Source organism: Anabaena azotica SJ-1, assembly GCF_047275885.1.
Taxonomy (GTDB): Bacteria; Cyanobacteriota; Cyanobacteriia; order Cyanobacteriales; family Nostocaceae; genus Trichormus_B; species Trichormus_B azotica_A.
Map to the genome: position 1 here is coordinate 2,320,774 of NZ_CP178454.1, position 16,480 is coordinate 2,337,253.

General features: G+C 35.9%; 13 protein-coding genes and 1 pseudogene. 7 read left to right on the top strand and 7 right to left on the bottom strand.

The window, feature by feature from the left end:
- The first annotated feature begins 115 nt into the window (after nt 1-115).
- Complete coding sequence (locus ACLLO5_RS10180; protein WP_413175327.1) at nt 116-2,650, top strand: BsuBI/PstI family type II restriction endonuclease; 2,535 nt, start codon at nt 116-118, stop codon at nt 2,648-2,650.
- A 22-nt stretch (nt 2,651-2,672) separates the two neighbouring features.
- Here ACLLO5_RS10180 and ACLLO5_RS10185 read toward each other — a convergent pair whose 3' ends face one another.
- Nucleotides 2,673-3,470, bottom strand: coding sequence for a Tab2/Atab2 family RNA-binding protein (locus tag ACLLO5_RS10185; RefSeq protein ID WP_413175328.1), 798 nt, complete (start codon nt 3,468-3,470; stop codon nt 2,673-2,675).
- A gap of 253 nt (nt 3,471-3,723) precedes the next feature.
- Between ACLLO5_RS10185 and ACLLO5_RS10190 the strand changes: the two genes are divergently transcribed.
- Nucleotides 3,724-3,942, top strand: coding sequence for a hypothetical protein (locus tag ACLLO5_RS10190; RefSeq protein WP_413175329.1), 219 nt, complete (start codon nt 3,724-3,726; stop codon nt 3,940-3,942).
- 63 nt (nt 3,943-4,005) lie between these two features.
- Here the strand turns inward: ACLLO5_RS10190 and fghA are convergent, their stop codons facing one another.
- The 3 genes from fghA to ACLLO5_RS10205 form a co-directional block, all read right to left on the bottom strand.
- Nucleotides 4,006-4,857: an S-formylglutathione hydrolase gene (gene fghA / locus ACLLO5_RS10195; protein WP_413175330.1), complete on the bottom strand. Its 852-nt coding sequence runs from the start codon at nt 4,855-4,857 to the stop codon at nt 4,006-4,008.
- A gap of 97 nt (nt 4,858-4,954) precedes the next feature.
- Complete coding sequence (locus ACLLO5_RS10200) at nt 4,955-6,064, bottom strand: S-(hydroxymethyl)glutathione dehydrogenase/class III alcohol dehydrogenase (protein WP_413175331.1); 1,110 nt, start codon at nt 6,062-6,064, stop codon at nt 4,955-4,957.
- A 515-nt stretch (nt 6,065-6,579) separates the two neighbouring features.
- Nucleotides 6,580-8,064 (bottom strand): serine/threonine protein kinase, encoded by a 1,485-nt coding sequence (locus ACLLO5_RS10205; RefSeq protein ID WP_413175332.1) that lies wholly within the window; start codon nt 8,062-8,064, stop codon nt 6,580-6,582.
- 397 nt (nt 8,065-8,461) lie between these two features.
- Here ACLLO5_RS10205 and ACLLO5_RS10210 point away from each other — a divergent pair, with 397 nt between their 5' ends.
- The 4 genes from ACLLO5_RS10210 to ACLLO5_RS10225 all read left to right on the top strand — a co-directional run bounded on the left by ACLLO5_RS10210 (nt 8,462) and on the right by ACLLO5_RS10225 (nt 13,930).
- Nucleotides 8,462-10,057, top strand: a complete 1,596-nt coding sequence (locus ACLLO5_RS10210; protein WP_413175333.1) for an ammonium transporter — start codon at nt 8,462-8,464, stop codon at nt 10,055-10,057.
- A 319-nt stretch (nt 10,058-10,376) separates the two neighbouring features.
- On the top strand, nt 10,377-11,612 hold the full coding sequence (locus tag ACLLO5_RS10215) for a damage-control phosphatase ARMT1 family protein (protein WP_413175334.1): 1,236 nt from the start codon (nt 10,377-10,379) through the stop codon (nt 11,610-11,612).
- 33 nt (nt 11,613-11,645) lie between these two features.
- A complete protein-coding gene (locus ACLLO5_RS10220) occupies nt 11,646-13,214 on the top strand; it encodes a metallophosphoesterase family protein (RefSeq protein WP_413175335.1) in 1,569 nt (522 codons plus the stop codon).
- Nucleotides 13,178-13,930 carry a class I SAM-dependent methyltransferase gene (locus ACLLO5_RS10225; RefSeq protein WP_413175336.1) on the top strand — a complete coding sequence of 251 codons (753 nt, stop codon included), beginning with the start codon at nt 13,178-13,180 and terminating at the stop codon, nt 13,928-13,930. Before ACLLO5_RS10220 ends, ACLLO5_RS10225 begins: the two co-directional genes overlap by 37 nt.
- A 200-nt stretch (nt 13,931-14,130) precedes the next feature.
- Here the strand turns inward: ACLLO5_RS10225 and ACLLO5_RS10230 are convergent, their stop codons facing one another.
- The 3 genes from ACLLO5_RS10230 to ACLLO5_RS10240 form a co-directional block, all read right to left on the bottom strand.
- Entirely contained in the window at nt 14,131-14,412 is a 282-nt protein-coding gene (locus ACLLO5_RS10230) for a hypothetical protein (protein ID WP_190563223.1), read from the bottom strand.
- A gap of 8 nt (nt 14,413-14,420) precedes the next feature.
- On the bottom strand, nt 14,421-14,867 hold the full coding sequence (locus ACLLO5_RS10235) for a VOC family protein (protein ID WP_413175337.1): 447 nt from the start codon (nt 14,865-14,867) through the stop codon (nt 14,421-14,423).
- A gap of 89 nt (nt 14,868-14,956) precedes the next feature.
- Nucleotides 14,957-15,757, bottom strand: coding sequence for a DUF4058 family protein (locus ACLLO5_RS10240; RefSeq protein WP_413175338.1), 801 nt, complete (start codon nt 15,755-15,757; stop codon nt 14,957-14,959).
- Nucleotides 15,758-15,921: 164 nt separating this feature from the next.
- Between ACLLO5_RS10240 and ACLLO5_RS10245 the strand changes: the two are divergent.
- Nucleotides 15,922-16,395, top strand: a pseudogene (locus ACLLO5_RS10245) (ATP-binding protein); the annotation flags it as partial.
- Nucleotides 16,396-16,480: the final 85 nt, after the last annotated feature.

Consider the following 16,480-nt stretch of genomic DNA (forward strand, 5'->3'; position numbering starts at 1 on the left):
ATAGACAATTAGATTTATACAGAATGACTTCATTTTTGCAAATATGGTATATTTTAATCTACAGTTAGATTAGTTTCTAATGATATTTAAATGTGAATATCTCAACATACAATGAATGATGATCAATAACAGTAAAACACTGACGCTTATCAGAAGGGAACAAGACATAGCCAAAAATCTATTACATCAAGTTGAACTAATACATTTAGCAGCAAATAATCATATTAATCAAAATCATAAAAATCAAAAAGGGCAATTTTTTACACCCTTACCAATAGCTAGTTTAATGGCAAGTATGTTTGATTTTAGTTTATCAGAAATATCATTACTTGATGCTGGTGCTGGTGCTGGTTCATTATTAACTGCTATTATTTCTGAATTATGTCATTGTCATAAAAAACCCAAACATCTACATATTACTGCTTACGAGAATGACCCAATTTTGATTATTTATTTAGAAAAAACTCTCAAATGCTGCCACAAAACTTGTGAATTATTAGGAATAAATTTTACTTATAAAATTGATGAAAATGATTTTATTGAAGCAGTGTTTAATTTTTATCAATATCCTTTATTCTCTGAAATAATTACAACCAAATTCACACACGCTATTCTGAATCCACCATATTATAAAATAAATGCCCAATCAAAATATCGCCGACTATTAAGTTCTCTAGGTTTAGAAACTTCTAACATATATACAGGTTTTATTTTTGCCGCTATTCAATTACTCAAAATTAATGGGCAATTAATAACAATTACTCCCAGAAGTTTTTGTAATGGGGCATATTTTCGAGAATTTCGGCAATTTTTTCTAGAAAAAATGGCTTTACAGAAAATTCATTTGTTTGATTCACGACAAGAAATATTTTCTGAAGATAAAATACTACAAGAGACTGTGATTATTCACGCCAATAAAAAATCGCCAAAGCCAGATACTATATTAATCAGTTCTAGTATTAATGCAGAAGATGATATCATCTTATCTCATTATATACCTTATATAGAGGTTATCAATCCTGATGATTCTGAGCGATTCATTCACATTATTACAGATAATCTTAGCCAAAAAATAGTTGAGCAAATTAAACAATTTAATTGTACACTTCACGATTTAGGTTTAAATGTTTCTACAGGTAAAGTGGTTGATTTTAGAATCAAGCAATATTTGAAACTTAACCCGGAATCAGGAACAGTACCATTGATTTATCCTACTCACTTTGATCATGGTTATATAAGCTACCCAAAGACGAATAAAAAATGTCAAGCTATATTATCAGTCGAGGAAACAAATAATCTTTTGATTCCTAATGCTCATTATGTTTTGACTAAACGTTTTTCTACCAAAGAAGAAAAAAAACGAGTTGTTGCTGTTGTTTACGATGGAACAAAAATTGATACTCCTAGTATTGGTTTTGAAAATCACTTGAATTATTATCATCAGCAGGGAAATGGACTAGATTTAACATTAGCCAAAGGTCTTGCTGTGTATCTAAATTCTAGTTTAGTAGATTCATTTTTTCGTTTATTTAATGGACATACTCAAGTTAATGCTACAGATTTACGTAATTTAAAATATCCCAATTTAGAACAAATTTATTTATTAGGTAAATATATAGGAGCAAAATTTCCTCAACAGTCTGAGATAGATAAAATTATAGATAGGGTGTTATTCAATATGAATAATTCGTCTGAAAATAATCCAATTGTCACCAAATCGCGTATTGATGAAGCAATAGAAATACTAGCTGTTTTAGGTTTTCCTAGAAAACAGCTAAATGAACGTTCTGGTTTAACTTTATTAGCATTGCTTGATTTAAAACCCAATGAAACTTGGATATCTGCACAAGCGCCACTCCAAGGTATCACACCCATGATGGAATTTATGGAAAAAGAATATGGTAAAAAATACGCTCCTAACACAAGAGAAACAGTCCGTCGTCAAACTATACACCAATTTCTTGATGCTGGTTTAATAGTTGTTAATCCTGATAATATTCAGCGTCCTGTTAATAGTCCCAAAACAGTATACCAAATTGAAGATAGCGCGTTAGAACTGTTGCGGACATTTAAAACTTATGAATGGGATAAAAATCTGCGAACTTACTTAGCATCTATTGAAACTCTCAAAACTAAATATGCTCAAGAAAGATTACAAGCTAGAATAGAAGTGAATATTCCAGGTAAATCAATCTTACTTTCACCAGGTGGTCAAAATATTTTAATTGAGAAGATCATTAATGAGTTTTGCCCCCGCTTTACACCAAATAGCAACATTGTTTATGTTGGTGATACAGATGAAAAATTTGCCTATTTTGATGAATCAGCTTTGTTAGAATTAGGAATTAAAATTGATACTCATGGAAAAATGCCAGATGTTATCATTCATTTTCAATCTCAAAGCTGGTTAGTTTTAATTGAAGCTGTGACATCACATGGACCAATTGATGCTAAACGCAAAACTGAACTTGAAAGTTTATTCAAAAATTCTAAAATACCTCTGGTTATGGTGACAGCTTTCCTTAACCGTAAAGCCATGAAAGAATATTTACCAGAAATTTCTTGGGAGACTGATGTATGGGTAGCGGAAGATGCAACTCATTTGATTCACTTCAATGGTGAAAATCTTTTGCAACCTTATCAGGTATAGATATATTAGGAAGTAACATTTTTCAATCTTCCCCTCCTAATAACCAAAAACCACTGTAAGTCATCCCCGAATCATCAGGTTGGACTAATAAAAAATGCAATCCTTTGCTTACCTGTTTTCGCTGTGCATATACTTTAGCTGCTGCTGTAACCTCTTGATCTTCAAAAGTTGCTAAAATCCATCTATCTGCTAAACCAGCTTCTAAAATTAACCCATCTGGCGCACCTGCAATATAATTTAAACTGACAGGATTGGCTGCTTGTAACCATTTTGCCAAACGCATAGATTGTCGTCCACCATAAATTACTACTCCGGGAATAGGAACTGTGGAGGCTAAACCCAAATTTATCGGTTGTATATATTCTGGTATTTGCAAAATAGGAATTGGACGGTCTGTAAATTCATCTACAATATCACCTGCGGGAATGTTTGCAAAACGCCACTCTTCTCCCCAGAGGTTTTCCGGTAATGGTTCTGGTGGTAGTTTATCAATTACTAGAGGATATTTCTTTTCTTGCAACCATTGTTTTAAAGCAAAAGTGCGACGGGTAGGTTCAATATTAATACCTAAATTATTTGCTGCTGCGGTGATTAAACTCAAAGATTGAGGTCTAAATATCTGAATTATATCAGGTAAATTCTCTGCACTTGCTAATTTAAATTGTTCTGTTAGCCAATTGGAATTAGCCTGTGATTGGGGACAAGTGGCGATATACTCAAGTTTACGGGTGGGATCACAAATCAATAACTCCCATAATACCTGGTCTGCTGCATCACGCAATGGACTACGATAAAAATCTACCTGCCAAATTAGATTCATTATTAACTTTGCGCCTCTGTAGTTTAACTCAAGTTTTAGCACAAAATAGGGTAATCTAATTCATGCAAAATTATTTAGTTTAATAAATCACGGTCTAATTTGTGGGTTTTGTCTATGACTGAAAGTATTGATTTACAGAATTATAAACAATACTTAAGGTAGATAAATGAATATTTGATAACCAGATTATAGATAGATTAATTGATGATGATTAAGTTTTTATAATGATGCCTATATTCATCGGAGTTTATTCATGAGCGCAAAAGCAAAAAAACAACAAAAATCCGATCAGCAAGCGAATCAGCAAGAGAGTACACTAGAAACTTCTGATAGTTCTCAAACTCCCTTGCAAGAGGACATTCGCAAAACTGGTGATACTGAAAAAAGTGATGCGAGGGAAACTGCTACTCCAGAAGCACCAGGTCAAGATAAAGTAGCTGGTAGTCCTAATCAGGGTAATCCATCACGTTAATAATTACCAGAAATTTTATTGTGGGTGGGCAATGCTCACCCTAAAGGAAGATTGATGTTTAATTTATTCAATTAATCCTAAATATTTGGCATGGTGACGGATGTGGTCGGCGATAAAAGTGGAGATAAAATAATAACTGTGATCGTAACCTGGTTGATAACGCAAGTTGAGGGGTTGATTTACTTCTGTACAAGCTTGTTCAAATACATTAGGTAATAATTGATCGGTTAAAAATTGGTCAGCGGTTCCTTGGTCAATGAGAATTGTGCTGTGATATCCTACTTTCTGAACTAATTGACTAGCATCATACATTTGCCATTTTTCTTGATTATTTCCTAAATAAAGATTAAATGCTTTTTGACCCCAGGAACATTGCATAGGTGCAGTAATAGGTGCAAAAGCTGATACTGATTTATATAGTTGTGGGTTTCTCATGGCGCAAATTAGCGCCCCATGTCCCCCCATTGAATGACCAAAAATGCTGGTTTGATTGGGTTGGGCGGGAAAGTTGGTGTTAATTACGGTGGGTAGTTCTTGGATAATATAACTATACATTTGATAGTGCGATCGCCACGGTATTTCTGTCGCATCTACATAAAATCCCGCACCTGTACCTACATCCCATTGTTCATTTTCACCCACAATGTCTGTATTTCGTGGACTCGTATCTGGTGCAACTAGCATTAAACCATACTTAGCAGCCCACTGTTGCGCCCCTGCTTTAATCATAAAATTATCTTCTGTGCAAGTCAAACCGGACAAAAAATAAAGCACTGGTACAGGTTTTTGCGTGGCTTGTGGTGGTTGATAAACTGTAAAACGCATTTCACCGTTACAGGTAGTAGATAAATGTGAATAAAAGCCAAGTTTGCCATCAAAACATTTATATTCTGATACCAGGTTAATATTAGTCATGGAGTAGTATAGATTGATTTTTTTTTAACTAACAACAGAGTCATAAAAAACACAGAAAAAAACACTGATAAACTGAAATATATGGGGTTTGCCACTATTAAAAAGTCACTACGCTCCGAATTGATTCCCCTCTGTGCATTAAATCAAAGGCATGATTAATTTGCTCAATGGGCATGACATGAGTGATTAAATCATCAACATTTATCTTCCCATTCATATATAAATCCACAATTTTTGGCACATCTGTACGCCCTCTTGCACCACCAAACGCTGAACCTTTCCAAACTCTTCCAGTTACTAATTGAAATGGACGAGTGCTGATTTCTTGACCTGCACCTGCCACTCCAATAATTACACTAACACCCCAACCTTTATGACAACATTCTAAGGCTTGACGCATGACGTTGACATTACCAATACATTCAAAAGAATAATCTGCACCACCTTTGGTTAAATCTATTATATAAGGAACTAAATCACCTGCAATTTCATGGGGATTAACAAAATGTGTCATACCCAGTTTTTCAGCTAAAGCGCGTTTTTTGGGGTTAATATCAACTCCCACAATCATATTTGCACCTACCATTTTCGCCGCTTGGATGATATTTAAACCAATACCACCTAAACCGAAAATCACTACATTTGCACCTGCTTCAACTTTGGCTGTATATATAACTGCACCTATGCCTGTCGTCACACCACAGCCGATATAACAAACTTTATCAAAGGGTGCATCTTCACGAATTTTAGCCACAGCTATTTCTGGTAACACCGTATAATTAGCAAAGGTTGATGTTCCCATGTAGTGATGTATCATGTTACCACCGATACTAAACCGACTAGTACCATTGGGCATTAAACCTCTGCCTTGAGTAGTGCGAATCGCTTGACAAAGGTTAGTTTTTAAACTTAAACAATATTCACATTGACGACATTCAGGTGTATATAAAGGGATGACATGATCACCGGGTTTAACGCTTTTGACATCAGCCCCTACTTCCACAACCACACCCGCACCTTCATGTCCTAAAATCGCTGGAAATAAACCTTCTGGGTCAGCACCAGAAAGTGTGTAAGCATCGGTATGACAAACTCCGCTGGCTTTAATCTCAACTAATACTTCCCCTGCTTGTGGTCCCTCAAGTTCTATGGTTTCGATGGTTAAGGGCTGACCCACACTATAAGCTACTGCCGCTTTTACTTGCAAAAGATATTCCTCCTGATACCAGCTTATCAATGAGTGTATATCAGTAAATAGTTAGAGAAAGTTATAATTTTTATATTGCTTATGTTGATAAATGTAAAGATTTTCTTAGCGATCGCTTGCCAAATTCCCTATCTGTATAGTACATTTGTATGGTTACAAGAGAAACCCCCCGCCCTTGTGGTGGGGCTTTATTTTTTCACTGGAGTTTCAAGTCAGTAGAACGAAGTAAATGAGCCGGAAAACCTCTTCACTCTTGCTTTGTCATCACGACAATTTTTAACGCCCACCTAGTTAGGTGCGATCGCTCCCAATACCCAGAATACCCAGATCCCTGACTTCTTTAAGAAATCAGGTATTTACGTTTAATTATGTTGATCTATAGCAATCCTAAATGATTCATGAACACTTTCTGTTCCCTGTTCCCTGTTCCCTTTCCTCACTGATAAGTTCTCAACTCAAATAGGATCGCTATACTGATCAAAAAAGAATCTCCAGCAGATAGTTCACAACAACACTTATAAATTTTTCTGTCTGAATACAGGTTTAACTAGCATTCTGGCATCGGGATGTATATTTGCTTGCATCTGCTTTATGATTAGTTGTTCGTATTGTGGAGTAAACTTTTCAGTTTGTTGTAAGTAAACTTCTATGATTACTGTACAGCCGCTTTGACTGGGAACAGGAAAGCGGTCACGACCAATATTTATCCGGTTGGGGTTTTTTGGATTGGTGACAAATGTAATAGCATCGTTAGCAACATTAGCTAAAGCATTAACATTAAGCTCTCCATCTTTTTTTATTCTGCATAATTTATAATTTTCAACCTGTGTCGATTCAACCTGTGTCGATTCAACCTGTGTCGATGCGGGTTCCACAAAAGTTTCTGCTTGTGGCTGAATAGATGCAGAATTATTAGACTGTATGGTCTGATACACAAGAAATCCGAATAATGCAAATCCTATGAATCTAGTAGCTTTCTTAAAATTAAAATTTATCCATTGCTGGATTTTTTTTTGATGTTCTAAATTGCGTTCAACATCTTGTAGCCGTTGCAAAACTTCTGCCGTATTTTTAGGTCGATTATCTGAAGACCAATCCATCAAATTATCAATTAAATCTGCCAAAAATTTTGATACTTGTGGCGCACTATAACGCCAACGCAATTTTTTTTCTCTGTCTTCTTTGAATTTATTAGGATGTTTACCAGTTAACAGATGTACAAATGTTTTTCCCAAGGCGTAGAAATCAGATTGTGGTAAGGCTCTACCTTTTCTTTGTTCTGGTGCAATGTAACCATCAGTACCAATGCTGGTGAGAGTTTTATTATCCAAAACAGATTGAGTAATAGGTCTAACAGCATCAAAATCAATCAAGACAATTTCCCCATCACTGCTGTTCAACATAATGTTTGAAGGTTGGATATCGCCGTGAATGAAATGTTTATCATGTAGTCTTCCTAAAATTATTACTACTTTCCTTAACCAATCAATAGCTTGCTGTTCACTAATTGGCTTATTGTTCTGAAGTTCTAAGAATTTTTGTAAATCTATTCCTTCTATTTTGTCCATTACCAAGCAATTTGCTGGAATTGGATCATTGGGAAATTCAATATGGAAAGCTGCTCCTTTATCTATTTTAGGAATCCCTGCAAACCAGTAGTTTTTCAAAACCTTGACACTAGTTTTAAACTGCTTGATTCTTTGTTGGTTATTTGTATGTATAACTTTTATAACTTTTGATTTTTTATTGTTAGTAATATCAATAGCATCATAAAGAGTACACTTTTCTATTTGATGCCTTGCTCCCGGAATCAGTACATCAATAACCCGATACCGATCATTCAAAAGCAAATCAGAACCACAAGCTGAACACCAAACTTCGCACTTTCCCTCATTGATAGGTCTTTTAGGATTTGGACACTTTGGGTTGATACATAGAAAATCCTGTGTATTTCTATTTTCTTCTGGTTCTGAGAATTCCAGGGAGTATAGGTTGACCATTGTTTTCGAGGAAATTATGTAGGGATGAATGATAAGCAGGAATGAATGATAATCTGCTAGAGATTTGTCTAGCTTATTATCAACCTGAAAACTATTGTGGGGTAGCCAGCCTGATTGCCCTGTAGCCTACAAAGCAAAAGTTTTTTAGCTGACCAAACAGAACCTGAAAGGTAGTTAATAGTTAATTAGCAAGCTTGTATTATTTAGCACCTGCAATGATTATAAAACATGATAAATAAAAAACATATAAAATTTTCTTCATTAAGTATTATTATTTAAGTATTTTCCGTGAAGTTACAAAATTTTGGTTATTTTGTGTTGGTATATATTCCTGTATATACTGTAGAATAAATCACGCTTAAGAACAGAATTCTTCAGGAAAACACTCTCATTGCTTATGTTTAAGCCAAAAACCCAGCAAAATAAGCTTAACAATATTCCTTTACTTAAGTATCTGTACTTCCCCACAGTAGCTTTTATCATGGTGTTCTGGCTCTCTCCTGTTACTGCGGCTTCACCACCTTCATTAGAGAGTTTGCAGGTTAGTCAAAATACTCAGTGGGTACTGTTGACGGGGTGCTTAGTATTCTTTATGAATGCGGGCTTTGCTATGTTAGAGTCTGGCTTCTGCCGCAGTGCCAATGCCATCAACGTTTTAGCTAAAAACCTGATTGTGTTTGCCATTGCTACCATAGCCTTCTGGATTTTGGGCTTTGGCTTCATGTTTGGTGATGGGAATGATTTTATTGGCTGGAATGGTTTTTTCTTACAGGGTGCTGACAATAGCCCCCTGACAGACAATAGTTATCAGGGAGTTTTTCATTCATTAAAATGGGCTGCTATCCCACTTCCTGCTAAATTTTTCTTCCAGTTAACCTTTGCTGGTACTACCGCAACTATAGTTTCTGGGGCTGTTGCGGAACGGATCAAGTTTGGTGCATTTATAGCGTTCAGTTTTTTCTTAGTGTTGAGTTATTCCATTACTGGTCACTGGATTTGGGGTAGTGCAGGTGATTTAAATTTACCTGGTGGTGTTTTATATAATCTGGGTTTTAGAGATTTTGCAGGTTCAACTGTGGTTCACTCAGTGGGTGGTTGGGCTGCTTTGGTGGGAACTTTTCTATTAAAACCACGGTTGGGAAAATACAGAAAATTCAGACGATATGAAAAACCTTCTCCGAAAGAAACAACTTTTTCCGGTAAAAGAATTATTTCTATGCCAGCCCATAATCTTAGTACCGGTACTTTGGGATGTTTTATTCTTTGGCTTGGTTGGTATGGCTTTAATGCTGGTTCGACACTGACAGCCAATTCCGAAGCTATAGCTCATATTCTGTTGATAACTCTGATAGCAGGTGCAATGGGTGGAATCAGTGCTACCTTTTGGTCTTGGCAATTTTATGAAAAACCCAGTCTAGCATTTATGATTAATGGCATTCTAGCTGGTTGTGTTAGTATCACTGCTTCTTGCGCTTTTGTGAATATTACCAGTGCCGCTTTGATTGGTGTTATGGGTGGAGTATTGGTTGTTTGGGCGACAATTGTCTTAGACAAGTATGAGATTGATGATCCTGTAGGTGCTATTTCTGTTCACCTTGTTTGTGGAGTTTGGGGAACACTAGCAGTAGGATTGTTTAGCCAAAACCCGAATAGTTACGCTTGGTCTCAAGACGTTTTTAATCTAGATCAAGGTGGGTTAGTTTTTGGTGGTAGTCCAAATCTTTTGTTTGCTCAATTGATAGGAATTTTGTTAGTTGGTATTTTTACAGTTGTATCGAGTGCGATCGCCTGGATTTTCATCAGCTATTTCATGTATATTATCTCTGAAGCTCCACGCTCTGAATTTAAGGTGTACAAATATCTCCGAGTCTTACCTAAAGAAGAAGTTGTTGGTATTGATAGTTTATTTGCTGATAATGATCATGACGTTGATCGGCTACGGCGAGATTACCTCAAACGTCAGCAAGAGAAACGTTCTCGGCGTAAACGTTAACAGGGAACAGGCAGAAAATCTGTGTAATTAATTCTGTATAGGTATTTATGAACAAGTTAATTTTACCCAAAACAATGATGAATAACTAATTAACCTTGACAAGATACCCGACTTTTTTAATAATTCCGGAATCTAAACTTCTACAATCAGGTTACAATAAGTAAAAATGTAAGTATTCAGCTATAGCACTGGTTAATGTCCAGATCCCCGACTTCTGACATCAATTCATAATTTATCGACAAAATTATCCAAGAAGTCGGTGATCTTATCGCCTCACCTGAATTCTTACGTAAAAATTAATGGGAGATAGCAGTTTTTGGTGAATAAAAATAAATTTCAAATCCCCAATTTACCACTACCAGCACCGCTTCTAGGCTCAGATGCTGGTTCTTTTACTGAGTTTACAGTAACTCAACGAATGCCAGATATTGCTCGTCGTGTAATTGTAGAAAATCAATTCTCCACCGACATAAATCAAAGCTTGGAAGAATTAGCAGCCGAACTACCAAGTGGATATTTACGACCTTTAACCAATGATAGTGGTGTGGATTTTCACGATTGGAAGAGATATTTAGAACTCTATAAACATCAGCGTTGGGTAGATGTACCTTGGTTTTTTGCGGAAACATATTTTTACCGTCTGATTCTCAATATTACTAATTACTTTCAGCCAGGTGCATTGCCAGGTATTGACCCATTTTTATTACAAAAAGTTCAAGGTTTAGAAGCAGCAGTTAATTCAATTATTTCTCTGTGTTCTCAAGTAGAAAAATGGTTGAATGAGTCTCAACAAGAAGGTAAACCAAGTAAATCGTCTCTCATTGCTTTATTATATTTTGCATTATGGGGAAACCGAGTTGATTTAAGTTTATGGTCAGCTTTTGAAGATGATAGAAGTAGTTTTGATATTCAGACTCAATTAAATAATATTTTAATAGATGACTCCTTTGCTGTTACTAAGTTATTAACTAAATCCCAGAATAACCGCATTGATTTTGTGATTGATAATGCTGGTTTTGAGTTAATTTGTGATTTATGTTTGGTTGATTTTCTCTTGGGTAGTGGTTTCGCAAATCAGGTTTATCTCCATTTAAAGCCCCATCCCACTTTTGTATCTGATGCGATGATCAAAGATGTGCTTTATACGCAAGATTTTTTAGTAAAAAGTAGCCATCCTCCAGTCCAATCTTTGGGAAAGAGATTAACAGAAAATTTAGTTTCCGGTCGATTAGTTTTAGCTGAAGATTATTTTTGGACTTCACCTTTAGCATTTTGGGAAATACCAATATCACTCAAAGATGAGTTAGGGAAGTCGAATTTAATGATTGTTAAAGGTGATGCTAATTATCGGCGTTTGTTAGGCGATCGCTCTTGGGATTTTACCACAAAATTTGCAGACATAGTTTCTTACTTGCCCGCACCAATGGTAGCTTTACGCACTTTAAAATCAGAAGTTGCCACGGGGCTGAAAGCTGAAGTTATACTGGAATTAGCAAATACCGATCCTAGTTGGTTAACCAATGGACAGTGGGGTGTAATCCAGTTAATAAGTTAAGGTATTTAGTAGATACTTTAGCTAATTTCAGCTATGAAATTGATTTCTGAACCATCAGTTCCTGTAAAAATCCAAAAAATGAAGCAAAGGGTGCGATGGCAGCATCCTAGCATCTTGCAGCGTGGAATTGACCAAACTGCGATGATTTTAGATGATGGTAAAGAGACAAGTCCAGATTTTTCATTCATGGTCATAGGTGATAGCGGAACTAAATCCCACTATGGTTCCCATCCTCAACGTCAAGTTGCCCAAATGATGTTGAATAATAGTGATGATTGCCGGTTTATTTTGCATACTGGTGATGTAGTTTATGTGGTGGGTTCTCGCGAGTATTATCCGGCTAATTTTATTGAACCTTACCGGGAATTTTTGGTAGGTGGTGAAAATCCCAGCAATATTGCTTATGACCAGATGGTTTTTAAGTTACCTATTTTGCCAGTTTTGGGTAATCATGATTACTATGACGTGCCTTTAATGTATCGCTTAATAACTGGTTCGACTTTGCCTTTACGTCGGATGTTACGCTATAAAGACATTGAAATTGGTTGGCATGGTTCAAATCAAGGAGATGCTTATACAAGAGCATTTATTGATTATTTAGCGGCTTTTGCTCCCAACGAGCTAGAAAATCATTTAGACTTACATTACACTGCTAAAAGTCATACAGGTGTATGTTTGCGTTATCAACCGGGAAATTTCACCCGCTTACCCAATCGGTATTATACGTTTCATTATGGTGGGATTGACTTTTTTGCCCTTGATTCTAACACTTTTAATACACCAGAACCTTTACCAGAAAACCAAGCGGGAGATATTTATCGTCGGGAATTGCTACAGCGTCGTCAGAAGTTGGAACAAGAAGAGTTGCAAATTTTGGCAGAGTGTGAAAAACTGAATTCGGAAAATCCCGCAGAATCTGAACAATTGGCTGATTTGGGTGCAAAGGTAGACCAACTCAATGAAGTCAAGATTGATATCGAGAAACAATTAGAAACCCATACAAATGCTGATGTCGATTTTGAACAACTGGAATGGTTAAAGAATCGGTTAATTGAATCTTGGCATAATTCAGAAGTGCGGGGACGGGTGATATTTTTTCATCATCCTCCTTATGTGACAGAAGCAACTAAGTGGCATCAAGCACAAACTTTAGCTGTACGTCATCGTTTGCGGGGAGTATTTGAACAAGTGACAGCAACTTTGGGTAATATAACTCAAGGTAGACCGCTGGTAGATGTGATTTTCAACGGTCACGCGCATTGTTTGGAATATCTGCGGACAGTGAACACTGGATATGCGGATTCTTATATTAACTATATTGTTTGTGGTGGGAGTGGTCGTCGTCCCCGTCGTCAGCGACAGGAAGGAACAGAACTCGTAGAAAATTTTACTGACGTTACTGACAAAATTACTTATAAAGTTGCAGATTCACTGCTTTATGTGGGACGGAGTGGTTACGGTTCACAGAGGAAAAAGCCTTATTCTTGCGTGCGGGTGGATGTGAAAGACGGTTTCCCTGCTAAGTTTATAATTACACCACTAGTGACAGAATTAATAGAGGGGAAATGGTGCGATCGCTCTTTAGAACCATTTATAATTTAATATGTAATTTAATATTCATCCTTCTTCTCAGTGGAGGAATATTACTAACTTACTCCAACCTACCCACAGCAGCATTACCCGTTTATGAACAGCGACAAAATCACAGTTCAGACGGTATCGGTAAATACTACATGGGTCGGGAAATTGCCCAAGTCATGGGATATACAGGTGCAGGTTGGTTACAAAGACCGAACAGAGAAGCAGAAGAAAAACCCAGTCAAATAATCAACCTCCTCAACTTAAAACCTGATCAAATAGTTGCAGACATTGGTGCTGGAACAGGTTATTTAAGTTTTTTAATAGCACCATTATTACCACAAGGTAAAGTTTTAGCAGTCGATATTCAGCCAGAAATGTTAGAAATAATTGAATATTTTAAACAAGAGAAAAAAATCAACAATATTGAACCAACTTTAGCAACCTTAACCAATCCTAATCTACCACCAGAAAGCATAGATTTAGCAATCATGGTAGATGCTTATCATGAATTAGCATATCCCCAAGAAGTGATGACAGAAATAGTCAAAGCCTTAAAACCAGGAGGTAGAGTTGTTTTAGTAGAATATCGTGCTGAAAATCCCTTCATTATGATTAAACGTCTCCACAAAATGACACAAAAACAAGTCAAAAAAGAAATGCAAGCAGTAGGATTAATTTTCCAAGAAACAAAAAACACATTACCACAACAGCATTTAATGGTTTTTTCTAAACAATGAATTTTTCATCTCATGCAAAAACGCAACAGTTTGATACCCTAAAAAAATCTCTCTCTTCTCTTTCTTCTCTTTCTTTCCTTCGCGTCCTATCCCTCCGGGACGCTACGCGAACGCGTCCTTCGCGGTTCGTTAAAAAAAATTGTGAAACATAATTAATAATTTGTTGGGTTGCGATGTCGCTTAACCCAACCTACTGTAATTTATAACATTTGCGGAATCAAACTAACCTTTTTAGCTGCACCATCCCAAACAATCCAATTGATATTATCATCCAAATCAACCGCATTATTCGTAACTTTAAAATACAGCTTTCCTCCTCCTTTAACTTCCACAGCAAAATCACCCTTTTGGGCATAAACAACAATAAAACCCCTATCCCGTAAACAATACATCGCCCAATTTTTCAAAGATTGCTTATAGGGTTCGTGAGGAATTGGAGGGTTAGTAATTACATCTTCAATAACCTTTAAAACTTTTTCCATTTTCCCATTTAATGAGGATCACAACGAATTTCAATCATAAACCCATCAGGGTCATAAAAGTACACACCTCTACCTGTAGGACGGCTAAGGGGTCCATAAGCAATGACTAGATTATTTTTCCTGATCACGGACACAGCTTGATCAAATAATTCTGGAGCAATATCAAACGCCAAATGATAAGCTCTAGTAAAGGACTTACTGGGGTCAGGGTCAGGTGGTAATAATTCCGGTTCTCCAAATAAATCTAAAATCGTTCCATCAGGAGTGACAAAATTAGCTATCTTTCCCGCAGCAACCAGTTCTTTTAAGGTTGCATCTACTTCTTCTCCTTTGAGTTCGTGTAAACCTAAAATATGACCATAAAAATAGCGGGATGCTTGCATATCGCGGACATTTAAAGCGATATGATGGACTTTGCGTAGGTATCCAGTGGGAATTGTATTTTGAGAAATCATATTTTTTATAACAAACCACAGAAACGCAGAGAAAAGGAAATCAAGAAAATATCTATGGATTTAAAATTATCTGTAAGTCATCTTTTTATCTACTCTCTTCTTCCTTGTTCTTTTAATAATATATCCATCCATTCTCTATCTTCCGCCAACAAATCTGGTACAGGAGGAATATGATAATCTAAGGTTAAATCAAATCTAGCTCTTTCATAAATGCCTAACAATAAATGCTGTAAATTTAACTCTATTTCTTCTTCTCCTTGTTGTAGAGGTATGGTAAAATTAGGTATGGCTTGTTTGACAGAAAATGCAAATAATTGAGCCGATGGGAAAAGATATGATCTTACAATTAAAATGCGATAATCTGTATCAGCAACCCTGGTGACAATGGGCATTTTTTCACCATTTCTAATCAAGTCAATTTCTACTAGATTAGTATCACTTTGCAATATTTTCTCCCGTTTATCTAAATAGGATTTTCTACCCTCTTTAGTTTTTTTATTAGTAGGAGAAAGGATTTCAATTATAGTTACTACTCTACCTGTAGAAACTTCTCTAATTTCTAAATATCCTTCTTTAATTTCTAAAGGTAATGGTAAGGTGACAGTAATCGCCTTATTTTCTGTTTCTGTGGGTAAAATTGCTATTGCAGTCTGATTAATATTTGATTTTTGTTCTTGTTTAACTGATAAAATTGCCACATCAGGAATACCAATTAATAAAGAATCTTCAGTATCAAGTCTATAGGTACGTTTTTCTATAGCTACTCGATATTTTTCACTAAGATGAGATTCTATATTATCAGCTATAGCTGTAATTAATCTATGATGTACTTCTGACCATAAATCAGGATTTTCTAAGTAGGGATTCATCCCTGGAAATGGCGAACTCATAAATTTATCACTACAATATTCTAGGAGTTACTCTTTTAGGATAGCATTTATGCAGATTTTTCTCTGGATGCTTGTAAGTATTCAACTCACAATATAAATCTACTCAAAATATAAATCTCAGTATTTTTGCGCTAAAATGACGCTAGGTGGTGAGATTTTGTACTATGACATCAGATTTTGCTTTCTTAAAACGCCTATATAACGCTTTTGACCCATTCCGACCATTACCTGCTGGAGATCCTGCTTATGTTGATTGTCACGAAGTGCGGGGAGATGGTGACATATTGGAAGCAGTAGGGAGAGAGATTCTATATTCTGATAGAATTACCTGTCAACTTTATGCAGGTCATCGTGGTGCAGGAAAATCTACAGAATTACTGCGGTTACAACAATATTTAGATAAAAAAGGTTTTTTTGTCGTCTACTTTGCGGCTGATGAAGAAGATATTGATCCTGAAGATGTTCAATATACAGATATTCTTTTAGCTTGCACACGCAACATATTAGCAGCATTTAAAGATAGAACAGATTCTCAAGCTATATTGAATTGGTTAAAAGAACGATGTGAAGATTTAAAAGATTTATTACAAACAAAAATTTCTATAGAAGAATTATCAATTGAGGCACAGGGTTCACAATGTTTAGATCAAGCTGAAGCAGGAGCGATAAAGAGTAAACTGGACAGAATTGCTAAGTACATAAGAGATACGCAAAATATTACTT

Excerpts from the sequence above, each read along its gene's own strand:
- ACLLO5_RS10210 (WP_413175333.1), top strand. The coding sequence starts at position 8,462 with ATGTTTAAGCCAAAAACCCAGCAAAATAAGCTTAACAATATTCCTTTA.
- ACLLO5_RS10230 (WP_190563223.1), bottom strand. The coding sequence starts at position 14,412 with ATGGAAAAAGTTTTAAAGGTTATTGAAGATGTAATTACTAACCCTCCA.
- ACLLO5_RS10205 (WP_413175332.1), bottom strand. The coding sequence starts at position 8,064 with ATGGTCAACCTATACTCCCTGGAATTCTCAGAACCAGAAGAAAATAGA.
- fghA (WP_413175330.1), bottom strand. The coding sequence starts at position 4,857 with ATGACTAATATTAACCTGGTATCAGAATATAAATGTTTTGATGGCAAA.
- ACLLO5_RS10220 (WP_413175335.1), top strand. The coding sequence starts at position 11,646 with ATGAAATTGATTTCTGAACCATCAGTTCCTGTAAAAATCCAAAAAATG.
- ACLLO5_RS10235 (WP_413175337.1), bottom strand. The coding sequence starts at position 14,867 with ATGATTTCTCAAAATACAATTCCCACTGGATACCTACGCAAAGTCCAT.
- ACLLO5_RS10240 (WP_413175338.1), bottom strand. The coding sequence starts at position 15,757 with ATGAGTTCGCCATTTCCAGGGATGAATCCCTACTTAGAAAATCCTGAT.
- ACLLO5_RS10190 (WP_413175329.1), top strand. The coding sequence starts at position 3,724 with ATGAGCGCAAAAGCAAAAAAACAACAAAAATCCGATCAGCAAGCGAAT.
- ACLLO5_RS10185 (WP_413175328.1), bottom strand. The coding sequence starts at position 3,470 with ATGAATCTAATTTGGCAGGTAGATTTTTATCGTAGTCCATTGCGTGAT.
- ACLLO5_RS10225 (WP_413175336.1), top strand. The coding sequence starts at position 13,178 with ATGGTGCGATCGCTCTTTAGAACCATTTATAATTTAATATGTAATTTA.
- ACLLO5_RS10180 (WP_413175327.1), top strand. The coding sequence starts at position 116 with ATGATGATCAATAACAGTAAAACACTGACGCTTATCAGAAGGGAACAA.